This window comes from Leptospirillum ferrooxidans C2-3, from assembly GCF_000284315.1.
GTDB classification, from domain to species: domain Bacteria; phylum Nitrospirota; class Leptospirillia; order Leptospirillales; family Leptospirillaceae; genus Leptospirillum; species Leptospirillum ferrooxidans.
The window spans coordinates 1,076,750-1,095,259 of sequence record NC_017094.1; the positions used below are offsets into that span (position 1 = coordinate 1,076,750).

19 protein-coding genes are annotated in these 18,510 nt (G+C 51.3%); 14 read left to right on the forward strand and 5 right to left on the reverse strand.

Translation table 11 applies throughout. The features are described from left to right. Window positions 1–18 precede the first annotated feature (18 nt). From LFE_RS05505 to LFE_RS13035, 4 genes are read left to right on the forward strand one after another with little or no spacing between them, the layout of a single operon-like run. A complete protein-coding gene (locus LFE_RS05505) occupies window positions 19–432 on the forward strand; it encodes a TraR/DksA family transcriptional regulator (protein WP_014449250.1) in 414 nt (137 codons plus the stop codon). Window positions 433–468: 36 nt separating this feature from the next. Next, on the forward strand, window positions 469–1,278 hold the full coding sequence (lgt, locus tag LFE_RS05510; protein ID WP_050989556.1) for a prolipoprotein diacylglyceryl transferase: 810 nt from the start codon (window positions 469–471) through the stop codon (window positions 1,276–1,278). A gap of 5 nt (window positions 1,279–1,283) precedes the next feature. Further along, the gene (locus tag LFE_RS05515; protein ID WP_014449252.1) at window positions 1,284–3,044 is read left to right on the forward strand and encodes a methyl-accepting chemotaxis protein; all 1,761 of its coding nucleotides are present in this window, start codon (window positions 1,284–1,286) and stop codon (window positions 3,042–3,044) included. A 24-nt stretch (window positions 3,045–3,068) separates the two neighbouring features. After that, entirely contained in the window at window positions 3,069–3,494 is a 426-nt protein-coding gene (locus tag LFE_RS13035) for an RrF2 family transcriptional regulator (protein ID WP_014449253.1), read from the forward strand. Here the strand turns inward: LFE_RS13035 and LFE_RS05525 are convergent. Then, window positions 3,485–3,922 carry a hypothetical protein gene (locus LFE_RS05525; RefSeq protein WP_014449254.1) on the reverse strand — a complete coding sequence of 146 codons (438 nt, stop codon included), beginning with the start codon at window positions 3,920–3,922 and terminating at the stop codon, window positions 3,485–3,487. The two genes, LFE_RS13035 and LFE_RS05525, sit on opposite strands and share 10 nt — an antisense overlap. 28 nt (window positions 3,923–3,950) lie before the next feature. Here LFE_RS05525 and LFE_RS05530 point away from each other — a divergent pair, with 28 nt between their 5' ends. Continuing rightward, entirely contained in the window at window positions 3,951–4,229 is a 279-nt protein-coding gene (locus tag LFE_RS05530) for a SemiSWEET family sugar transporter (protein WP_014449255.1), read from the forward strand. A gap of 24 nt (window positions 4,230–4,253) precedes the next feature. On the opposite strand, the gene LFE_RS05535 is transcribed toward LFE_RS05530, so the two are convergent. The 4 genes from LFE_RS05535 to LFE_RS05550 are packed head-to-tail and all read right to left on the reverse strand — an operon-like array spanning window position 4,254 to window position 9,599. Next, entirely contained in the window at window positions 4,254–5,354 is a 1,101-nt protein-coding gene (locus LFE_RS05535; RefSeq protein WP_014449256.1) for a lipocalin-like domain-containing protein, read from the reverse strand. Then, window positions 5,351–7,906 carry an ABC transporter permease gene (locus LFE_RS05540; protein ID WP_014449257.1) on the reverse strand — a complete coding sequence of 852 codons (2,556 nt, stop codon included), beginning with the start codon at window positions 7,904–7,906 and terminating at the stop codon, window positions 5,351–5,353. The genes LFE_RS05535 and LFE_RS05540 overlap by 4 nt, the downstream gene beginning before the upstream one ends. Further along, entirely contained in the window at window positions 7,903–8,631 is a 729-nt protein-coding gene (locus tag LFE_RS05545; protein WP_014449258.1) for an ABC transporter ATP-binding protein, read from the reverse strand. Before LFE_RS05545 ends, LFE_RS05540 begins: the two co-directional genes overlap by 4 nt. Continuing rightward, complete coding sequence (locus LFE_RS05550) at window positions 8,628–9,599, reverse strand: NAD(P)-dependent oxidoreductase (RefSeq protein ID WP_014449259.1); 972 nt, start codon at window positions 9,597–9,599, stop codon at window positions 8,628–8,630. The genes LFE_RS05545 and LFE_RS05550 overlap by 4 nt, the downstream gene beginning before the upstream one ends. A 343-nt stretch (window positions 9,600–9,942) precedes the next feature. Here LFE_RS05550 and LFE_RS05555 point away from each other — a divergent pair, with 343 nt between their 5' ends. Genes LFE_RS05555 through LFE_RS05595 form a run of 9 tightly spaced genes read left to right on the forward strand, consistent with a single transcriptional unit; the run spans window position 9,943 to window position 18,487 of the window. Further along, the gene (locus tag LFE_RS05555) at window positions 9,943–10,212 is read left to right on the forward strand and encodes a TrbC/VirB2 family protein (RefSeq protein ID WP_014449260.1); all 270 of its coding nucleotides are present in this window, start codon (window positions 9,943–9,945) and stop codon (window positions 10,210–10,212) included. Window positions 10,213–10,271: 59 nt separating this feature from the next. Further along, window positions 10,272–10,571, forward strand: coding sequence for a hypothetical protein (locus LFE_RS05560; RefSeq protein WP_014449261.1), 300 nt, complete (start codon window positions 10,272–10,274; stop codon window positions 10,569–10,571). Then, the gene (locus LFE_RS14105; protein WP_014449262.1) at window positions 10,568–13,075 is read left to right on the forward strand and encodes a VirB4 family type IV secretion system protein; all 2,508 of its coding nucleotides are present in this window, start codon (window positions 10,568–10,570) and stop codon (window positions 13,073–13,075) included. The genes LFE_RS05560 and LFE_RS14105 overlap by 4 nt, the downstream gene beginning before the upstream one ends. Continuing rightward, window positions 13,072–13,659 carry a hypothetical protein gene (locus LFE_RS05570; RefSeq protein ID WP_014449263.1) on the forward strand — a complete coding sequence of 196 codons (588 nt, stop codon included), beginning with the start codon at window positions 13,072–13,074 and terminating at the stop codon, window positions 13,657–13,659. Before LFE_RS14105 ends, LFE_RS05570 begins: the two co-directional genes overlap by 4 nt. Continuing rightward, window positions 13,659–14,897: a hypothetical protein gene (locus LFE_RS05575; protein ID WP_014449264.1), complete on the forward strand. Its 1,239-nt coding sequence runs from the start codon at window positions 13,659–13,661 to the stop codon at window positions 14,895–14,897. Before LFE_RS05570 ends, LFE_RS05575 begins: the two co-directional genes overlap by 1 nt. After that, a complete protein-coding gene (locus LFE_RS05580; protein ID WP_041774065.1) occupies window positions 14,894–15,571 on the forward strand; it encodes a hypothetical protein in 678 nt (225 codons plus the stop codon). Before LFE_RS05575 ends, LFE_RS05580 begins: the two co-directional genes overlap by 4 nt. Then, window positions 15,568–16,641, forward strand: coding sequence for a DNA-dependent RNA polymerase (locus LFE_RS05585; RefSeq protein ID WP_014449266.1), 1,074 nt, complete (start codon window positions 15,568–15,570; stop codon window positions 16,639–16,641). Before LFE_RS05580 ends, LFE_RS05585 begins: the two co-directional genes overlap by 4 nt. Beyond that, window positions 16,638–17,594, forward strand: a complete 957-nt coding sequence (locus LFE_RS05590) for a hypothetical protein (protein ID WP_014449267.1) — start codon at window positions 16,638–16,640, stop codon at window positions 17,592–17,594. Before LFE_RS05585 ends, LFE_RS05590 begins: the two co-directional genes overlap by 4 nt. Then, window positions 17,591–18,487: an AAA family ATPase gene (locus LFE_RS05595; protein WP_014449268.1), complete on the forward strand. Its 897-nt coding sequence runs from the start codon at window positions 17,591–17,593 to the stop codon at window positions 18,485–18,487. Before LFE_RS05590 ends, LFE_RS05595 begins: the two co-directional genes overlap by 4 nt. Window positions 18,488–18,510 lie beyond the last annotated feature (23 nt).

Below are 18,510 nucleotides of genomic sequence, written 5' to 3' on the forward strand. Positions count from 1 at the left end.
GGAAAGGATTCGGCATTCATGATCAAGAAAGATGAACGAAGCGATCGTCTCAAGGAAATTCTCCTGAACAAAAAAGGTGAGGTCGAAAAGGATATCCGCTTGCATATTTCAAGGCAGGTTGGTCCGGAGAATCTTCACCGAGTCGATTCCGTAATGGATCAGGGTGATCTCTCCTCGCTCGACATGGGTGAGGGAGTCGATCTTGCCTTGCTCGAGATGCGTAATAATACCCGAAAAGCCATTGACAGTGCCATTCTCCGGTTGGACGAAGGGACCTACGGCTTTTGTGATGATTGTGGCGGGGATATTGAAGAAAAGCGTCTGACCGTTATGCCTTTCGCTCAAAGATGTATTGTTTGTCAGAGGAAAAAAGAAGAGATGGACAAGATTGAGCGAGAGGAGTCTGTGAAGGATCCTGATGCTCCTGTCTGATGGTTCTTCTGTTATTTTGAAAGCTTTGACATCATGATCCCCTATCCTCAAATCGATCCGGTTTTAATTCATGCTGGGCCAATCAAAGTGCGTTGGTATGGCCTCATGTATGTCATTGGATTTATTGCCGCTTATTTTGTGTTGCGTTCCCAGATCAGGAGAAAGCCCATTGGTCTCGATCAGGAAGGGATTTACGACTTTCTCTCGAGTGCAGCCTTTGGCGTGATTCTGGGTGGGCGTCTGGGCTATGTCCTTTTTTATAATCTTTCCTACTATGTTTCCCATCCTCTTGAGGTTTTTGCTGTTTGGGAAGGCGGGATGTCTTTTCATGGCGGATTCATAGGCGTTTTGATCGCAGGCTGGCTTTTCACCCGCAAAAGAGGAATTCCCTTCATGGATCTGGCAGACCTCGCCGTTCTTCCGGTTCCAATAGCACTTTTTATGGGAAGGATCGGAAACTTCATTAATGGTGAACTCTTCGGTCGGGAAACGGATGTGCCATGGTGTATGGAATTTCCTATGGGCGGTCCTATCTGCAGGCATCCTTCCGAGCTTTATGAAGCTGGGATGGAAGGAGTCCTTCTTTTCCTGCTACTCTTTTTTTTATCGAGGAGAAACCTTCCAAAAGGAGTTGTGTTCTGGAGTTTTATCGGCGGCTATGGAGTTTTTCGCACAATTGGCGAGTTCTTTCGCCAGCCAGATATCCAGATCGGCTTTCTTTTTGATGGGATTACCATGGGGCAGCTCCTTTCTGTTCCCATGGCGATACTGGGGATCGGGATGGCCATAAGGGCCTATCGGGTTCCGTCTGAGGGCCCGTCCGGCTTACCACCAACACAGATCTGATCGCCATGTCCTCACTCAAAAAATACCCGGACACCCTGGAAGAATCATCCTCCCTGAAAACTCTTTTTGCGAATGTTCCCTGGAAAAGCCGGATCACAACCCGTTTCTTTCTATGGGTTTTTCTAATCTTGTCCATCGCTTTTTCTTCTCTTGGATATGTGGTCTATCAAAATGACCGTTCCGAACGTATCGCCCAGGAACGGGATAGACTTTCCATGAAATCCAGAATTTTTTCCGAAAATCTTTCTCGACTGATGAGCCATGGAGATATTGTTGGTTCAAGGGATCTTCTTCATTCTCATTCGCAATTGGCCAACGGGACCTACCTTTTACGCCCTGATGGGAAGACGCTGGCCTTTTCTGATCTTGCCGTCCTGATGGAAATGAAAAACAGAAATATTCTTCTGCCCACTCTCGGCGCTGCCAGAAGGATGTCGCCATCGGTTGACTGGAAGAAGTTATCGAGTATTCCTCTTGAAATCCGCTCTTACCAAACGTTTGTATTGGCTCATCCGAATGATCCAAAGCCTTACTTCCTGAGACTGAAGTCCAAAAATGTTCCGGGGACATGGTTGTATATGACTCCTGTCCTGAACGGTCCTTCCTGTGTTTCCTGCCATGATCAAAAGCCTGTTCTTGGGATGATTGCCGTTACGGATTCCACCTCAGTTTTTGATTCCGAGATGAAAAAACAGCGATCTCATCTGTTTTGGGGTTTCATGGGTACACTTGAGACCATTGTCCTGATTCTCCTTATTCTGATTCGCCGTCAGCTTGTCAGGCCCATTATCGGCGTCTCAGGGGTGATCGGGGCGATATCCGACAAAGATATGGATTTGAAAAAGAGGCTTCCCTTGAACAGGGTGGACGAAATCGGTCGACTGGCTTTCTTTGTCAATCGTTTTATAGATCTTTTTCAAGGATGGGTCGGGGAGATCTCTGACAGAGTCGAGTGGGTCCTGACCCACTCGGAACTTCTCTCCAAGAGCCTCGAGCAGGAAAAGAAGGAGGACAAGGAAGAGTTTGTGCGTCTGATGGAGATCCAGAACCGTCTTTTGGGAGTCCGGCGGGAGATGGGGCTTGGTCCCGGCTCTATTCGACCTGCAAGTGATAACCTGATCCATCTGATGGAAAGAACCACGATCCTTCAGGCCGGAATCCAAGGTATCCTCACCTCGATTGTGGATGCGGAGAAAATCTCGAGGGAGAATACACGGGATCTGGATCTGATCCGTGATGGTCAGAACCAGCTTGAGACCCTTCTTTCCTGGATCAAGGACATCGGTGATAGAACAAACATGGTCGCACTAAACGCGACTATTCAGGCCAGCCAGGCCGGACCTCACGGATTGGCGTTCAGGGTGGTTTCCGATTCATTGTCCCAGCTCGCACGCAAAACCCAGGAGGTCACAGGAGAGTCTTCCGCGAAAATCGCTTCTCTGCAGGTTTCTCTTAAAACCTTGGCGCATTCCTTTGATGCTGGTTTGGACCACGTTTCCCGAGCGGGAAGAGGGCTTCTGGTCACACAGGGAGATCTTGAGCGTGTCTCTGCCTTAATGTCCCAGTTGGGGAAAACATTGACGATCCTGGATGAGCGTATCCTCGCTGAAGTCAATATGCTGGCCCAGATTGAACGGGATGTTCGCGCGCTCTCTGCGGATAGAAAGATCAGGGATAGTCGAAAACCACTTGATGAAAAACGTCTGGAAGAAATTCTTCGGGTCGCTCGCGAGCTTCAGGAGGAGTTGCGTCGATTCAAGATTTGATCCGATAGACAGGAGAGTGTCTGGATGCTTTGTCGTATGTCCCGTAAAATGGAGTATGCACTCAGGTCACTGATCGAACTTGCCCTTTCCCGCGAGGAAGGTCTCTCCGGGGCAATGGTTGCCGAGCGTTCTGGGATCTCTCCTTCGTTTTTAAAGCAAATTCTGTCTCTTCTGGTGAAAGAAGGACTTGTGGAAAGTCAGCGGGGGAGACAGGGCCGCTATCATGTCGGAAAAAATCCGAGGGACCTCACGCTTCTTGAAATCGTCGAGCGGGTTGAGGGTGAGCTTCCTTCCAATTTTCATGGGGTCAGTTGGGGAGGGGAAACCCAAAAGGTTTTTGAGGAAGTGGACCGAAACCTCAGAAATTGCCTGATGTCCGTGACACTTGAAATGTTGACGGAAGCAGCGCGTGTTGACAGGAAAAAAGCCGATCCGATGTTTTATATCTGAGCCGGAACGCCGACTCTGTAAATATGGACCAGAAGTCCTCCAATCGTGGCGGTCAGAACAATCATGACCACGACGAGACCCGGGAGGGAAAAGAGGCTTTTTATGGCTATTGCAACGCGGTGAGCTTCTTTTTCTTCTGAAGAGGTCTTGGCCGGGAATGCGAAGATCGTCCATATTGCCAGAACGGCCGATCCGATCCCCAATGCCCGATGCCATTTCAGCGAGGTCAAAAGGCGAGGGCTTTCCACTTTCAAGGCTCCCAGAGAAAATTGCCCTGACAGGACCGTCAACACAAAAAGTGGGGGGAGTACCCACTTGAAGAAGGATTCCGGGATCCCATTCAAAAATGGAATTCCCGACCATTTGATCATGGCGAGAAGTGTGCAGGTAATTGTAAAGTGGACCATAAACGGGTGAACCAGAGTCATCGAGCGTCCTCAGAGGGGATCATTAAAGATGGATTTCTTTTTTGAGGGATATTTGCTTTCGCACGGAAATGTCATCGGTTTTATTGCGGGAACTCTGACGACTATCTCCTTCCTTCCCCAGGTCTATTATGTCTATCGGTCGAAAAAGACCACGGACATATCTCTTTCAATGTATCTCCTGTTTTTTTTTGGTGTTCTGACATGGCTTGTTTATGGCCTGATCCTTGGATCCCCCCCGATCATATTCTTTAACGCCATCACGCTACTTCTTTCAGGAGCGGTGCTTTTAGCGAAGCTCATCTACTGAGAATCCGGTCGAATTCCGGATCCCTCACTGACATTTTTTTGGGTCTTGCCTCCCGGTCATTTCCAGATACCCTTCTCCAGGAGCATCTTTCGAAAGGAATCTGACGGCCCCTTCCCAATAGGGGGGAGATCCGGACAGCTCCTGATCGGAAAGGACCGGGGCAACCGTCCCTTCGATGTGGAGCTTGCTGATGCGGATCTGTATCGTTCGTGGTCGACAAATTTGTGTTTTTGACGATCTGGCATAGGTGATTGGAGTGATCTGTATATCCGCATTTTTCAAATAGATCACTTTTCCGTTTCCCGAGGCTGAAGTGAATACAAAAGTTCCTCCCCGATGGCTGTCCGGTCCATTGGCTGTCTCCATCTGAAAAGCCATAAGCTCTCCTTGTTTCAGCCTGAGTCCGAGCCATAGCCACCCGGCCTGATTTTTTCCGAGAGTGCTTTTGGTCCACTCATGATCGAACCATGCCTTTCCTGAGACCGTTTGCCAAGTGACAACCCCCTTGTCCGAGACTTTTCCAAGCTTGCCGTGGAAGGAAATCTCAGGGTAAGAGTAATAAAAGGCCTTGTCCTGTGGTCCGTCTCCTGTCACCAATTGATGGTCTGGATCTTCCCAGAGTGGTTTTTGTGGTAAATCAAGAGTCAGGTCGAGGATTCTTCCATTAAACTCTTCCCGCAAATGCAATGTTTCAGGTGACGATCCAAGTGCAAGAAAACTTGTATCGAGTCTGATTCCAAAGGGTTTGGATTCGATGGAAACGGACTTTTTAAAGGTTCTTCTTGTTTTTTCCATCCAGATGAATGGGCGGCCTTTTGTCTTTTCGGTATCGGTGAGGGCCGCGTGATCGGAAATCAGCGTATGGATATCCCATGGAGAGGAGAAAGGTGCTTTTTCTCCAGGGACGTTGAACCGAAAAAATGTCGCTTCAAATCCTTTTCGGGGTGTTTTTCCCTGATGATCAAAAATACCTGTCAGATACCACCATTCAATGGGGAAATCCGGGTGGGGAGCCAGAAGCGCTTCCGGGGAAGGGGCCTCCGTTGTGAATGGTGTTTGTGCTGAGGTGTTTCTGGCATTGAGGAAAAAAAGAACGGTGATGGCGATCAGGAGAGATCTTTTCATGTAGAAATTCCTTTTTCCAGCTTTTTTTTGAAAATCATCCAGGGAACAAGTCCGGAGAGGGTTGCTGCCAAAAGGAGTGCCATGGATAAAAGTGCGATGCGCTCTCCTGGCCAGATCCAGAAAAGTGTCCACCCAAAGGCTTCCCTGTTGATGACAAAAACAATGATATAGCCGACCACTGTTCCCAGAAAAATGCCCAGGATGGTCCCCGCAAGCGCCATGAAAAACGCCTCAAGTAGGATGATTTGCATAATCTGTCCCGAGGTAAAGCCGAGGATCCTTAATAATTCCATCTCCCATTTCCGCTCATGAATCAGAAGAAACAGCGTATTTCCCACTCCAATAATGGAGACTAGAAGACTGATGCCCAAAAGGGCGTAGGTAATGGCAAAGGACTGGTGAAAAATCCTCATGACCCGGTGGTTGAGTCCGGATTGGGATCTCAGGAAAAAAGCCGGGTGGCCAGGAATGTCCCGGGTCAGTCGGGCCATGATTTTCTCTGTATCTGATGGATTTTTTAAAAAAATGGACAGGCTTCCGGGCCGATCGGTGTGAAAAAGTGATTCCATTTTGTTCCAGGGAAGGAGAATGAGTCCTGCTGAACTCTGGTAATCGTGGAAAATTGCCAGAATGCGGTATCTCTTTTGTCCGTCTGGGGTTGGAATCTCCAGCGTATCGCCAGGATTTTTTTTCGAATGGAACGCAAAACTTTCAGAGATCAGAACGCCATCACCGTTTGAGAATTCCCGTACAATTTTTTTCGGGTGAGGATCCATGATCGAAAGGGGAGCCTTTTGGATCAGCCGGTCCAAGGGAGAGAAGCCGAGCCAGACCCGCCGTCCGTTGATGGAGAGGGGAAAGAGGACATAGGGTGCAACCATCTTGACTTCCTTCCAGGAGGCAATCCGTTTTTCAAGGTCCGGGGGAAGTGTATCCCGACAGGTCAGGGCTCTGCATGTGAGCGGTTTGACATACAGGTTCGCCACGAGATTTTGTTGGATCCAGATCTCAAGCGTCCGTTCAAACGATTCAACCAGAATGGAGATTCCGATCATCATGGAGAGTCCGACCATCACTGCGGAAATGGCGACCTGGCTTCGACTGATACCAAAGACAAACTGTGAGGATGCATGGGACCAGATGCTTCTGGCCTCCGGAAAGAGGGACTCGGGAGGAGCGAGCGCACGGAGCAGGGCTCCCATCAGGCGAACCCCCGGAGGAACAAAAAGGCTAACGGCAAATACCAGTGCCAGAGCACCGATATACCCACCCCATGGAAAGCCGTGAATCGGAGGGGTCTTTAACAGAAGGGCCCCCAGAAGTCCAAGAGATAATCCGGAAAAGACTCGCCATTTCCATTGTTGATGGATCCGTTCTTCGGTGTGGGGTCTGTCTGCACCGATTGATGGAGATGCCTGCATGGCGATTCTTGCCGGAAAGAAGGCTGAGAAAACCGACGCTCCGATCGTCAGCAAGAAAACAGGAAGGTCGGCTCCCCTCGGTGTCAGGTTGGGCATGATGTGAGGGGGAAGATAGATGGCTGAAAGGGTTCCCGCAACTGCCTTGATAGTGATGTGGGAGAGGAGGTGACCAAGGAAGACCCCCAGTCCTCCTCCGAGAACACCCAGAATTCCTCCTTCAAGAAGAATCATGACGAGGATTTCCCGGGGTGTGGTTCCCAGGAGACGTAGGGTTTGTAGCTCTTTTTGCCTTTGGATGACGAGAAGGGAAATGGTGTTGTAGATCAGGAACATCCCTACGATCAGGCTCACGAGTGACAGGGCAAGCAGATTGGATCGGTAGGAATCCAGGAGTCGGGCGTATTCCCGATGTTGTGCGTCGGGGGACTCCACGGAAAGAGCCGGTCCGGCAATTTGGCGGATCTTTTTTGCCCAGAAAGAAAGGGTGTTCGGGGTAAGGGGATGTGATCCCCTCCAGAACAAGTCGATCTGATCGATTTGTCCGGGCGAATGGAAGTCACCCTGCACCCAGGATATATCCATGATCAATGTGTTCGCTGCCATCAGAAGTGTGGATTCGGTTTTGGGGATTTCCCCCAGGATCTTGACCGGGACATGTGTAATCCCGGAGTCGACCGTGATGGTTTCTCCTCTTCGGAGGTGGTAGCGGTTCAGTCCGCCAGGAGCAAGCAGAGCGCCTTTTTCTCTCAGGCGCTGGGATGGGGATCCTTTCGGCATTCCGTCGAGCTCCGAGAGAAGATCCATTCCCCTGACAAAAAAGAGACTGTTTTGATAATAGACCTGTTTGGTGATGACCGGAGAGAGGCGGAACGGGATCTCCGGGGTGACCAGATGGAGGTTGTCGACAAGATCATCCCTGAAGGGGACGCCGGAGGGGCTTCGTATGACGAGGTCGTTTTTCCCTTTGATATGAATAATGGCTCGTGTGAACGATAAAAGGGCGCTCTCATTTGCCAGGAGAACGGAAATGATCACGGCCGTTCCACTGGAAATCCCGAGGATGGTCAACAAGGTGACAAGCCAGTGCCGGCGCATGTGTGAAATGGAATAGGAGAAAAAAGGTGTGGTCAATGGGAAAATTCCTGATTCTCCGGAAGGATCTGTCCGTCCCGGATCCGTATGGTTCGCTGGGCGTGAAGGGAGGCATCGAGGCTGTGGGTGGTCATGATGATGGTGGGACGGTCGCGCTGGTGAAGCTTTTTGAGAAGGGCCAAAATTCCCTCTCCTGTATCGTGGTCGAGTGACCCTGTCGGTTCATCAGCCAAAATCAGGCGTGGACGATGGATGAGCGCCCGGACGATGGCCACGCGTTGTTGCTCTCCTCCGGAAAGTTGGGAGGGAAATCGATGGTCTTTTCCGAACAGTCCAACCTCTCCAAGAAGGGAAAGCGCCTGTTGTTTGGCCTGTTTTTTATCAAAATGAAGAAGCCTAGCAGGAAGAAGAACATTTTCAAGTACTGAAAGCGTGGGGAAGAGGTTGAAAAACTGGAAGACGAACCCCATATGCTTCCTTCTGAAAAGGGTTCGTTCTTTCTCGCTTTTGGCGATCATCGACTCTCCCCCGATGGAGATCTCTCCTCCATTGGGAGTGTCGATGCCTGCCAGAAGATTCAGCAGGGTGGATTTTCCGGAACCGGAGTCTCCCATCAGTGCGACCCATTCCCCCTCGGTGATGGAAAGAGAGAGGCCCCGGATAACGGGGGGACGGGACGGATCGGACTCTCCATAGTGTTTGACGACATTCGTTGCGATCACCTTCAAGCCTGTCGGATCAGGGGGCGCAAGGAGAGCTTTCATGACGGGTTCCGGCCTCGAAAGACCTCAAAAACAGCGGATAGATCCTGATCACCGAATCCCTGCTCCAGAGCTTTTTGGAAGGGACCTCGAAGCTCTGTTGCAAAGGTTGAGGAGATGGAACGCTCCAAACACTCTTTTTGTGCGAGGGCGAGATCCTTCTCCATCAGAGCGACAGAAAAGGCTTTGGGATAGTCCCTTTTGGTGAGGTTCTCCTTTTTTAACTGATAGAAGGCGCAGGATAAAGGGCTTTTGAAGACAAGGTCGAGAATCCTCTCCCTTGAGAACCCCAGATCTTCCCCAAGAGAAACCGTCTGGGCCAAGGATTCCATCTGTGCGGCAAGAAGGGTATTGATGATCAGTTTTCCCGTCATTCCGGCGCCGACGTCTCCAAGATGAAGCGTTTCCTTTCCAAGAATGGAGAGGATGGGGGCAAGTTCTGCAAGTTCTTTCTCCGGCCCCCCCGCCAGAAGAAGCAACTGTCCGTTCTGGGCGGGAACAACCGATCCGGAAACAGGGATGTCCAGATAAATGCCTCCTGCGTCTTCGACTATTTGTGCTTCTTTTTCGGCTTCCTTCGGGGAGATGGTTGACATGTTGACGACGATCGTCCCGGGAGACAGTCGGGAGAGAATTCCGGTTTCGCCTGAAAGGACGGAATGTGTTGCATGGCCATCTGTCAGCATCATGAACAGGATTCGGGCATCCCTTGATACATCACCGGGGGTTTTTGCGACTTTCAGTCTTTTGTTGACGGGAACTTTGGTGCTGTCCCTGTTGTATCCGGTCAGGTTCATGCCCGCATCAAGGAGTCTTCCGGACATTGCCCACCCCATGCTTCCAAATCCGATCCACCCCAAAAGCGGAGTATCCGGTTGTTTTTGTCTTTCTTGAAGGTGAGGGATGGGATACTCCGCAGAAATCCCGGGAATTTCGTTTTTGGGGGCCATGATCGGCAACTCCGGGTTCATCTTGAACCTCCTGACGGATTAAGGTTTTCTAAAAATGGATCGATTTATTCTAGCCCAAGAGGACTTCCTGTTCCATCCTTCGGGCCTGTCGTGGCTCCCGTTTGTGAAGGATAATGATTCTTGTTATCAACAAGAAAAACAGTCATTTCCATAACATGATGTCCAATATTGGTAAAAATAAGTTTTGGAACGTGGCTCCTCTTTTTTGGCCCGTTTCTTCATTGAAGATCTTTTATGTTTTTGTCTAAGAGTATTTGAAATCATCATAAAGTTTTTTGTGAACGGTATCTTTTATTTGGCATGCTCCTTGCTTTTGTTTGGAAAACAAAAGAAGGAGGTTCGAATGGTTCCCCACGCTTTATTGGTCAATCTGTTTGTCGGAAACTATGGTGAAAATTCCCAGATCACCGCATTTGCGAACAGCGTCGCCAATTTTGTTGTCTATGGTCTTGGCAGTTTTTTATTTGTTCTTGGAATGGCGAAAGCGGGTTTCGCCATGAAAAGTCATGACGCGGACGGCATCCGGCAGGGAGTGATGACCATTGCCGGCGGTTCCTTGATGCTGATGTCCAAGTCCATATGGGAAACGTTGACCAATTGGTCGGGTTTTTAGTGGATCCTGTCCGTATTTCCCGCAGTCTACTGTCTTCACCTTCTCTGGGGAGATTGCTGTTGCCGCAAGATCTGCTGGTTTTTATCGGACCACTTTTTCTGGGATTCGTTCTTCATCTGGATTTTTTTCTCGTCCTGATTTTCTTTATTCTCTCTTTTGGACTGATCCTTCATCTTCGGGGTTATGGAGAGGGTACCCTCCGGGGAATGACCTTTTTTTTCTTTTCGGAAAAAGCGCATTTGCCCGCTCTCCCGGACCCTTTTCGATCCGTGATTCTGGAAAGCTCGCAGGCGATCCTGAGAAGAGAAGAGGGTGTGTCTGAAAGAGAAGAGCCACTCCCGGAGATTCCATCGAAATGAGGAATTCTCACAGACAGCTCAAGGGAACAGGTCATCCTGTTTCGTCCTCCTTTGATCTTTTGACAATCGATCAGGATATCCTTTTGGGCGTTTCCGGACGGGGATCCCTGACATGGGCTTTATCCGGTGCGGATATTTTCATGAAATCGGACCCCGAGGTTTTTCAGGTTTACCGGGGAATTGAAAACTTGGCGCACCACCTTCCCTCGGGAATGGGACTTCAGCTTCGCATTCGCCAACAATCCGGAATCCCTCAAGAAAATCCTGAACTCATGCCGCCATGGGGATCGACCCTTTTGAAAGGAAGGGAGGATCAATCGTCTTCTGAAAATAGAATGTTCATCGAGGAGAGGATCAGGGACGCCTCCATTCGATTCCTCAGAAAAAGGGAGCTTTTTTTATCACTTGTCATTTATGGAGAAGAGACCAAAAAGCTTCTTGCTCCTTCATGGCACCCGATCCGGCAGATCTCTTCCATGTTTGGGGGCGATCTCATAGGCAAGTACGGGAAGACTGCCTCATCTCTCAGGAAGGCAGGAGCTCTTGTGGAAGCCATGCTCCCGGGGTGTGGTCTTTTGGGAAGGCGGATGATGGGGGATGAACTGGCCCGCTATCTTTTTACCCTGGCCAATCCCCTCTATAAGGGGGGGCTTCCCGATCAACTGCTTTCTGATTCCCGTCATTCCACTCTCCGCGAAAGGATCAGCCAGACGACCTTTTGGGAAAAAGAGGACGGAATCATTGCCGTTGATCCATCCGGTCTCAGGATGTCGGGGAAAATGCACGCATTGAGGCTTCTCCCGTTTGAAGTGGATCGGGAAACCCTTTCTCCTCTTCTTTTCGATCTGGACTTTTCCCATGACCTGGTCATGAATATCTGGAAACCCGCCCATGAGAAACTGGCGAAGAAGGTTCAGTCCGATGCGACGATCAATCGGTTCCTGACCTATATCCTGCCCGGACGATCGTATCGGATTGAATCGGACATTTCGTCTGCGGAGGAGTTTCTCACCAGATCCTTCGACGGACCTGCCGAATCGAGGGTACCGCTTGTGATCAACATGTGCATCGGGGTCTGGTCCCGGGACGAAGCGGAGGCGGTTTCCAGAGGAGAGCAGATCACCCAGTGCTTTGCCGCCATGAATGGGGCGATGGCTGGAGTTGATCCCTATCGGCAGTGGCCCCTTTTCCTTTCAGGCTTGCCGCTGGAAGGGGATGCCAATGATCGGTGGGAGGGTCTCCTTTCCCGGGAGTTTTCGAGATTGTTTCCTGTATGGGATGGGTCCGTGTGCGATCCCGATCCATGGTTCTGGGGAAAAAATCATCTTTCGGAGTGCGCCGGGCTCAACTTCTGGCGGCCCCAGGACCCAAACCACAATGGACTGGTCGTCGGCCGGTCCGGCGGGGGGAAATCCTTTGCCATCAAGATGCTGGTCGGGCAGTTTTTGGTCCACTCCGGGGAACATCAGGTCATTGTCGTGGAAAATGGTGGGGATTTTGAAAGGCATTGCGAGTATTTCGAGGGAGATTATGTCCGGATCGATCTGAGCGGACAATACTCCCTGAATCCGTTTCCAACCCGTCACTTCATTATGATGTCCGTTGGGCCCCCAAGGGAATATGATCCCGACCTTTTGGGTTTTTTATGCGGTGTTGTGGAGACATTCCTGGCCTCTTCGATGGAGGTGACAAGCCTCCATCGAAGAATCCTGACGCTTTGCCTTGAGGAGGTCTATGACCAACTCCCCGGAGATGATGTCCGTCCGGTCCTTTCGCATCTTGTCCGGGAGCTTTTCCGGTTCAGGGGAAGGGACAGGGAGGATGAGGAGACCGGTTATCGCATGGGGAAAATCCTGGAGTCGTGGGTCGGCGGAATGTATGGTCCATTGCTGAACAGCGGAGAAGGCATATCCACCTCCGGGCGCCTCTTGGCCTTCGACCTTTCAGGTCTTGAGCATCATGAGCCACTCAAGGCTGTTGTGTTTGCCTATATTGCCGGCCTGTCCCTCTGGAGGCTTCTTTCCGGTTCCGGAGAAAAGCGGCTTTTTCTGGTCTTTGATGAAGCCCATCGCATTCTGGCCCATCTCCGGGGAACCTCGTTCCTCTCCCATCTGTACCGGACCGTCCGCAAATATGGTGGCGGGGTGATTGCCATCAGTCAGTCTCCGGAGGATTTTCTGGGAGAGGATCTTTCCGCCGGCATTTTAAACAACACTTCCTGGAAATGGATCTTTCCGGTCTCGAGCAAGGAAGAGGATCTTCTGGCGTTTGGATTGACGGCCAGGGAGATTGAACTTCTTTCCACACTGGATTCCCGTCCCGGTGATTTTTCGGAGGTTCTTTTTTCGAGGCAGGGACAGTCGATGATTCTCCGGCTTGAGCCGAGTCTTCTGGAGTACTGGCTTTCCGCGAAATCTCCGGAAGAGGATCGGGTTGTCAAAGAGCGTGTTCTGGAAACCGGTGGACTCAAGGAAGCCTTGAAAAGTCTTTTGGAGGAGAGATGAAATCAGGAACCATCAAAAGGCGATGTTTGCTGATTTTCCTCCTTTTCCTGTCTTTTCCTCATCCGGCCTATGCCGTCATGGGCTCAAACACGTTGATCGAAAGCAGGATCCTTTGGGTTGAAAGCCAGACGAGATCAACTCTTTCCCGTCTCAGGAACTTTATTTTTGAGAAAAATCAGGGGCAGGATTTTCTGAATGCACCGGCTCTTCCACCTTCCATTCCTGTGACGGCCGCTCCGGCCAGTCCACCATCTGTTTCTCAAATCAGTCGCTCTGCAAGTGAAGGGATGGGAGCGGCACTCGGAGGGATCGCCTCCGCTCCAGGCCAGGAAGCCATCGGACAGGGGATCCATCAGATGGCCTATTCCTCGAGTCCGGAAGGGGCTCTCCGACTGGGTGCCGATACACAGGGACACATTTTCCAGATGCTCCTGTCGATTCATCAGGATCTTCTCTATCTCCTGAAAGAGCAGTCTTCCACGACGGGGCTCGAGGGAGCGATTCTCGACCATTCCCATAATGCAAACCTTGAGGACCAGCAGACGATCCGTCAGGATCTTCCCCGCTGGATCATGATGCGCTGATGGGACAGGGTGGATGCCAGGGGACTCCCGGACAGGAAGGAATCTTGTTATTCCAGGATTCGACGACCATTCCCTGCGTCCTTTCCCCTGTTCATGACCAGGTGCTTCTTGTGGCGCGGGTCCTTTTGATGATGACGATTCCCATTGCCACACTGATGTTGTGGGGAAAGCTCCGGGACGGGAAACCCATTTTCGGGAATCTCGTCCAGATCGTGCTGGTTTTTATGGTCATGATCGGATATGCCATGTTTTTCACCGATGGCGTCTCTCTTGTGGGAGCCATTGCCGATCGACTTTACCCCAGTAATCTGATTCTGGATTTTTATGAAACGATCTGGTCCCAAAACCTGATTCCCGGGAAAGTGGGCTCTTTTGTCAGCATTCTCTCCGATCCGATGGGGATCATCTATATCCTTCTCCTGGATCTTCTGAAGGTTCTGGTGTTTTTGTTCACTCTTGTCCGATATGCGCTTCTGTCTTTCCTGTATGTGATTGGCCCGCTTCTATGTGCTGTTGCGGTAATACCGGGAATGTTCTTTTTGCTCGCCCAATGGGCGAGAAACACCCTTGAAGTCGCGATGTGGCTTCTTCTCCACAATATTTTCATTGCGATATTTGCCTCGATCAGTCTCTATCAGGCCCTGAATCCCGCAGGTCCCATGACCGCATTCGGAAACCGCGTGCTGTCGATCGGCGTGATCCTGGTTCTGGTGATGATGTTTCTCTTTGTGCCCATCCTGACCCATCTTCTGATGGACAAGTCTTACGAGGGGATCGGTTCGTTTGTCGGTCCCCAGGCTTCCATGGCCGGTAAAAGGATGCTGGAAGAAAGTGTTCTCCGTCCATTGGTCAAGGGCGAACTTCCTTTCGGGGTGGGTGAAATGAAGATTGGAAAGGTTGAAAAAGATATCGGTCAGGGGCGAAGAGTCTATAAAAAAAGTCAATTGAGGCTTGGTCCCTATACCTTTACCTCTCTTTTGTGGAACCGGAAACCAAAGGATGAGAGCGCTTCCGGGGAGGCCACAAAAGCCCCGAAAACCCGAAAGAGCGCCAAAAAAACCACACTGGCAGACGGAGATGCCGGGGCTGCCCAGGTGAAAACCCGGTCTTCCCGGACAGCCGCAAAACCCAGAGCGGCCAGAAAGGTTGCCGTTTCTTCCACTCCTGATGAGATTTTGCCGGAAAAGCCCAAAGCCAGAAAGAAAAAAGTGGTTTCTCCGCCAGAGCCCGCTTCATGAAGAATCTCTTGTTTGGCCGGGATCATTCCGGAGAGATGGCTCCGCCTCCCGGAATGGACCGGATCCTGGAACTTGAGCGACGCATTCAAATGGGGAGCCGCCTTTTCTGGGCGCTGGTTTTTGCAGACATTCTGGGGATGCTCCTGATTTTCTGGTATGTCCCGAGCCGAACACTCGTCGTGGGCCTTTCAAAAGAAGGAGAGATGGTGAGACTTCCTGAAATCCAAATGCCTCCTGACGAACGATCTGAAGCGGTCCTTGCCGCTTTTTCAAGGGGATTTTTGAATAATCTCGCCGCGTATGATGCGTTTGAGGAGCCATACCGGCTCAAAAAGGCTTTTTCGAAGATGACGCCGGAGCTCAGGAAATCCCTTGGCTCAGAGCTCTCGAAGAATCATTTTATGGAAAGTATTACGGGATCGAGACTCCGGTCCACTCTCGATGTTCGCGGGATCCGGTCCAAAAAAGTGGCTCCGGGGGTTTTTTCGGTGCGGGCTTTTTGCGTGAGACATGTCCGATCCTATGACGACCAGCAATTTTTGAGGGATGACCTCCTGAAGACCAGAATGGTGATCAGGGCAGGGGGGCCCACTCCGGAAAATCCTTATGGACTGTGGGTCTCATCCTATGCGGAAGAGTCCCTCGACAAACCTTCAACCTCCGGTCGACCATGAACAGGATGTTTCTCTCCGGCTTTCTGGTGTCATTGATTGTCATCACCATTCCCCTGGTCTGGCTGATCGATGCACGATCGTCTTCGAGAGTTCTTCCCACTCCTCCGGTCGCTGTTCCCGAGGCCAGAACGACCTTTTCCCTCCCGGTTGAGCCACCTGCTCCGGTCCATGCGACGCCGGTTACAGAAGCCGATCCTTCCGACAACATTGTCATGGTCAAGAAGCTTCCGGAAAAGGTGATTCCTCCCGAGGAAAGCTCCGGGGAGGTTCGGGACAGGGCTCCCATCCGGACCCTCGTGTATGATGCGAGCCGTCTTTACACCCTCCGCACAGCCCTTTCCCATGTCACGATCGTCGATCTTCCGGAGGATGCCCGCGAGGTTTATGTCGGGGATTCCAAACTCTTTCTGGCGGAGGTCTTGGGTTCCAGAATCAAGGTGAAGCCCATTACATACGATCTGAAAAGCCGAACGAACATGATTGTCTACACAGAACATGATCGCCTGTCCTTCAGGCTTCTGGTCGTTCCTCCCGGAGAGGAGGACGACCTTCTGAGCTTTCGCCTTCCGAAAAGTGAAACAGTCGTCAACCTGAATCCGATCAAGACCGTTCTTCGGAAAAAGTTAAAGGAAGAGGAGAGTCAGGACCTTTCGATGAAAAGACGGGATTTTTTAAAGGAAGGAGATCCTCAGCATCCTCTTAGGGCGACCTTCCACGCGGACAAGCTTTTGGTCCGTCTTCTGGGATTTTCCTCACTGGATCAAAATCAGTATGCCGTCATCGACTGCAGAAACGACTCTGGACATGACGTGACACTCAGACGGATCCGGCTTCGACGATTTCAGAAGTCCCTTTTGTGGGAGACGAGCCGCCATTATGAGGATGGGATGGACTGGTCGAGAGATCTGGACAAGACCGTTCCGGCAGGACAACACGTACGTCTTCTTCTTGAGGTTGGCAAGATCACTCCGCTTTCCCAACGGGAAGGACTCTTTTTGTCGGGAAGGGTCCGGACGTCCGGCGGCGGAGAAATAGCGATAAAGGCGGTTTCTGCGGGAGAAAGGCTTTGAACAGGATTGTTTTGCTGGTTGTAACGGCAGTGGCTGGTGTTGTTCTGTCCCTTTTTTATGGCCAGTCGGGAAAACATGATCACCGGGAGCAGCGGGCGGATCATTCATGGACAAGCGGACAGGAGGGGGGAAGAGTTCTGGATTCCCGGACGTCATGGCAAAATCTTCCTTCTGTGATCCATCCGGGATCCTTCGGAATGGGGCGAGACTCCCAGGGGGGGAAATCCGGCGAGGGTCACGAGCTCAATACCAGAAGTACCATTTATGTTGATGGCACAGGGAGTCCGGTTGGGGATCCCCAGGGGGAGGGAAACATGTTTGGTCTCCTGGGTCCGCTCATCAGTGGAGCAGGACAATCCCTGGCGCTTGCCAGAAAAGCTTCCGGGCAAAAAGGAGTCGCTCCCGGACCGACGGTCCCCGCGGGGACGATTCTCAGGGGGCGGGTCATGAGACGCTTTGACGGTCCTTCGGGGGGAGCTCCCATTTTTGTCCTGATTCCACCCCAGACGGCCGGCCCCATCCCAATCGCCCATTCGTTGAAGATTATGGGATATCCGGTGGGGCTTTCTCCTGAAAATCGGCTCATGATGCGATTTATGCGGGTGATCTACGGCAATGGTCTGGAGGCCCAGATGACGGGGTATGCGATGCAGGGGGGGCGGGAGGGTGTTCCTGTCGATGTCTCCCGCCATCCGGGCAGCCAGTTTGCCGGATCGGTCGCGCAAAACACCCTCATGATGGGTGGCAATGCGATTGGATATATGGGGTATGGCAACGCCGGAATCGGCTCGGATCTGGCCATGCAGGAAGCGGGGGCGGTTGTCGGGTCGAGCCAGTCGGTCATGCCGGTGCCAAACCAGCAGACAACCTACACCCTTTCTGCGGGGGCTCCTGTTTCCATCATGATCATCCATGGATTTCCTCCGTCGGTCTCCCAGTCGGATCCAAAATGATCGATGGTCCGGAAAGGCTTTGCCAGGATCGCCTGGACCGGCTCCTGCATTCACTTTCCCGGATAGAATCCCGGATGAATGAGGGATTCGGAGAGCGGGAAGAGGTGATCAGAAACTGCATTCTGGCCCTTTTGGCGAATGAGCATGTCTATCTGATCGGTCCCCCTGGAACGGCAAAAAGTCTTATCATCAGAACGTTTTCCGGTTTTTTTGAACATATTTCACTCTATGAGACGCTTTTGCATGGCGACTCGCATCTATCCGATCTTCTTGTTCCGACTCTTTCGGGGAAAAGTCTTCTTTCCTGCCAGATCGTCTTTCTGGACGAGGTCTTTCGTGCTCCGAGAGATCTTCTCCTGGGGCTTCTGTCCTTCATGAACGAACGACGGTTCTACCATCCGGATCCCGTTCCTGTCCCGCTTATGAGTCTTTTTGGAGCGAGTAATCAAAGTCCGTCTCCGGCAGATGGGCTTGAGGCTTTTTATGACCGATTCACCTATCGTTGCATTTTGCGTCCGATGGAATCCCGGGAGCGTTTCTTTCAGATGATTTTCCAGTCGGGAGATTTTTGGGAAAGGATGACTGATGGATATGAGGATGGAGGGTTTCTTCCGGACTTTTTCTCCCTGATCCCGGGGCTTGCCAGAATGAGGCTCCCATGGGAAGCGGAGACGCGGGACGGTTTATTTGAACTTCGTCGTTCCCTTGGAAACGAGGGGGTTTTCATCTCCGATCGAAGATGGAAAAAAGTGGTTCTGGCGGCAACGGTCAATGCCCTGTACGAGGGGGCATCGTCTGTTTTGCCGAACCATCTGTCAGGACTGAAAAATGTGTTATGGAGCTATCCCACCGAGATTCGTCCGATCGAACGGATTCTGTCCTCCTATCGATAGACACACTGGCGTTTTCAGGGATC

Bases quoted from the DNA above. Each gene is read 5' to 3' on its own strand.
- LFE_RS05515 (WP_014449252.1), top strand. From the start codon at position 1,284: ATGTCCTCACTCAAAAAATACCCGGACACCCTGGAAGAATCATCCTCC.
- LFE_RS05535 (WP_014449256.1), bottom strand. From the start codon at position 5,354: ATGAAAAGATCTCTCCTGATCGCCATCACCGTTCTTTTTTTCCTCAAT.
- LFE_RS05545 (WP_014449258.1), bottom strand. From the start codon at position 8,631: ATGAAAGCTCTCCTTGCGCCCCCTGATCCGACAGGCTTGAAGGTGATC.
- LFE_RS05550 (WP_014449259.1), bottom strand. From the start codon at position 9,599: ATGAACCCGGAGTTGCCGATCATGGCCCCCAAAAACGAAATTCCCGGG.
- LFE_RS05555 (WP_014449260.1), top strand. From the start codon at position 9,943: ATGGTTCCCCACGCTTTATTGGTCAATCTGTTTGTCGGAAACTATGGT.
- LFE_RS05595 (WP_014449268.1), top strand. From the start codon at position 17,591: ATGATCGATGGTCCGGAAAGGCTTTGCCAGGATCGCCTGGACCGGCTC.
- LFE_RS05505 (WP_014449250.1), top strand. From the start codon at position 19: ATGATCAAGAAAGATGAACGAAGCGATCGTCTCAAGGAAATTCTCCTG.
- LFE_RS05525 (WP_014449254.1), bottom strand. From the start codon at position 3,922: ATGACTCTGGTTCACCCGTTTATGGTCCACTTTACAATTACCTGCACA.
- LFE_RS05570 (WP_014449263.1), top strand. From the start codon at position 13,072: ATGAAATCAGGAACCATCAAAAGGCGATGTTTGCTGATTTTCCTCCTT.
- LFE_RS14105 (WP_014449262.1), top strand. From the start codon at position 10,568: ATGAGGAATTCTCACAGACAGCTCAAGGGAACAGGTCATCCTGTTTCG.
- LFE_RS05585 (WP_014449266.1), top strand. From the start codon at position 15,568: ATGAACAGGATGTTTCTCTCCGGCTTTCTGGTGTCATTGATTGTCATC.
- LFE_RS05575 (WP_014449264.1), top strand. From the start codon at position 13,659: ATGGGACAGGGTGGATGCCAGGGGACTCCCGGACAGGAAGGAATCTTG.
- LFE_RS13035 (WP_014449253.1), top strand. From the start codon at position 3,069: ATGCTTTGTCGTATGTCCCGTAAAATGGAGTATGCACTCAGGTCACTG.
- LFE_RS05580 (WP_041774065.1), top strand. From the start codon at position 14,894: ATGAAGAATCTCTTGTTTGGCCGGGATCATTCCGGAGAGATGGCTCCG.
- LFE_RS05530 (WP_014449255.1), top strand. From the start codon at position 3,951: ATGGATTTCTTTTTTGAGGGATATTTGCTTTCGCACGGAAATGTCATC.